Below are 2,583 nucleotides of genomic sequence, written 5' to 3' on the forward strand. Positions count from 1 at the left end.
TTAAAATACTAATATCTGTAACACCTGTATTTTACAAAATATATCTAACAATTTGGGATATTAATTCAACAGTCTTTTGTATGCTGATGCTGCTTGAATTTTATATAACCCATACCATTAATAATTTTTACAATTTCGCTAGGCAGATATTTGGTTTTTTCTTTCTCTTTGATTAGGACGTATTCCTTATTTAACTTTTCTGCCTCTGGAGAATTTGCTGGAATAAATTCAATTACCTTGTCAGCCTGACCTTTATGATTCACTGATTTTGGAACATATAAAACCCGATATGAATATATTAGATCATTGTATTCGGCTTGCGGGAGTTCTGAATCGAAGCCATTAATATAAGAAGAGATATTTTCTGGTAAATCAGAAAATTCTTTTAGCTGATTAGCGTGCTCTTCTTTAATAGATGAAAATTGAAGGGAAAATGAGAGATGTTTATCTATACCAAGGTCATTATCAAAGAGAGACTTTATGTATTCATTATAATTTAAACAGCAAGCCTGAAACCTTGCACTCAGATAGTCATCGATTCTTGTTGTCATTTGGTGCTCAACTTCATGTCTAAGCCCTATGAGAAATTTCAAATTGGACTTGGCCACTTTATCAATGGGACAAGCTCGGTCATCTAAGCACCGCTCCAGCTCCCAATGTTTGTCAGCTCCTTTTTTTGTTTTGTGGTAGCGTTTTCTTTGTCCTTGTTGATCATAATAGCGATATTCAATACTTTTAGAGCGGTAGTAAGCGTGAAGCAAATATGTCCATGCTATATTGGATAAAACAATAAAGCTTTCGGATTTAAATTGGATATTAGGATTGTTGAAGATTTGGACTGCAGCAAGCATCGACTCTCTGGATTTTGTCAGAAGCTCCATTTTTATGGACCCAATTTTACGATTTCGCTTTGTCATTACGAGATTCCTTGCTAAATTTCCGATTACACATAAAGATTAAGCTGTACGGTGCAAACGAGCGCCTTGTTAGGCATTTTCCATTGCACCTTTAACCTCAGCCTCTATATCTCCTAATAGTTTCTTTTCATTCTCAAAGAACCACTCTAAGGTCATGAATTCCAACCCAAGCCTCCCAAAAAAGTGCTCGGAAACAATAGCTCTAAAGGGTTCATCATAGCTATCAAGATGTTTACTAAAAATAAAGGCCTCATTTTCATACTCAGAAACCTCTAGCTCATAGCCAATATCAGAAGCCATATCTTTAAGTACAATGATGCTAATCGCAACCAAAACATAAATATCACCAGCTATAAATCTATATAGATTGCCTGGGTCTTTAATTGATAAAACAAAAGGGTAGTAATTATCCCAGCGTTGTTCAGTTTTTGCCTGATTTAGCATGTACACGACAGTCTTCTCGAGACCTTCGAATATTTCTTCGTAGTCTTTTTCATAAGCAGTATTTAGAACGATGTAATATAACCCTTCCTCGGGGTTTAACTTCACGTAGGGACTGTCTTTAGATAGATCAAGAGCTTTATTAAAAGCCTCTCCATGGTGACTTTCCTCACTATGCAAATCAATTCGCCGCATGCCTTCAACACCACCGATGTCTCCAACATCTTCCTTAAGGTATTTGTGAATATTTCTTATGGATTCCAGCTGGCGCTCAACTCTTTTATTTCTGTTTTGGCTACTTTTTACTTCAATAACTACAGGATCGGAGGCTCCGAGAAGGCATAAATCACCATGACGTATTACATTTGTAAGATCGCATAAGATTGCTGGAACATTATTTTCAATTGCATCAGTGAGATGAGCCAACTCTTGCTCAAGACCATCCTTTCCACCAATGTTTCCCGACACCTGCTTGATTTCCGCTGAATCAGCTTCGTATAGGAATCGTTTTAGATTCCATTTACTTATGAACTTAAAAACCAAACCGTCCCCAAAACACCGCCAAAGATAAAGGAGGTATTTATTGCCAGCTATAGATTCCTTTCTTTTCTTAATTAATTCCTTTAAGACTCTTTTCCTAAACCCTTATCTCTCAAGCTACGCTTTAGAGTTATAAGCTCATCTTTTCTTCGCTTTAATCTCTTTTCATCCCTAACAATCTGTTTAATCAAGTAGGATTGAAAATCTAGAAGAGGCTGAAGATCCGAGGACTCAGGGTCTAAACTATCTAGTTTATTTTTAAAGGTGAGAATACGCCTTTTATAGTATTTTATAAGGCTTAAATCTGAGTCCATTATTGTTTCCTAACAACTGCTCATGTATTAATTATAGTTATTTATGACAGAAGTAACAGTGTAATTAGATTAAAAGCAGAACATAAAACCTATCAGGTATTGATATGTAGACAGTAAATACATTTATTAGCTTTTACGATCTAATAATAAATCCTATAACAGAACAATCAATAAAGAAAACTAAGGTTAAATTTATAAAAGATGGAAAATGATATAAGAGTTTATTATTTTTAGTGAATTAATTATATTTTTATCTAAATAATTATTGCTATAGCGATAATAAACATCATTAAAATATATATAAAAGACTGTTGAATTAATATCCCAAATTGTTAGATATATTTTGTAAAATACAGATGTTACAGATATTA

2 protein-coding genes are annotated in these 2,583 nt (G+C 34.1%); both read right to left on the reverse strand.

Annotated features, from left to right (window positions below; genetic code table 11):
• Window positions 1-65 precede the first annotated feature (65 nt).
• Window positions 66-917, reverse strand: coding sequence for a DUF3644 domain-containing protein (locus tag R8535_RS10790; RefSeq protein ID WP_329499149.1), 852 nt, complete (start codon window positions 915-917; stop codon window positions 66-68).
• Between the two features lie 69 nt (window positions 918-986).
• Window positions 987-1,826, reverse strand: a complete 840-nt coding sequence (locus tag R8535_RS10795) for a hypothetical protein (protein WP_329499151.1) — start codon at window positions 1,824-1,826, stop codon at window positions 987-989.
• Window positions 1,827-2,583 lie beyond the last annotated feature (757 nt).

Source organism: Francisella sp. 19S2-4 (assembly GCF_036281795.1).
GTDB lineage: Bacteria > Pseudomonadota > Gammaproteobacteria > Francisellales > Francisellaceae > Francisella.

Coding starts and splice junctions, on each gene's coding strand:
- R8535_RS10790 (WP_329499149.1), bottom strand. CDS start 917: ATGACAAAGCGAAATCGTAAAATTGGGTCCATAAAAATGGAGCTTCTG.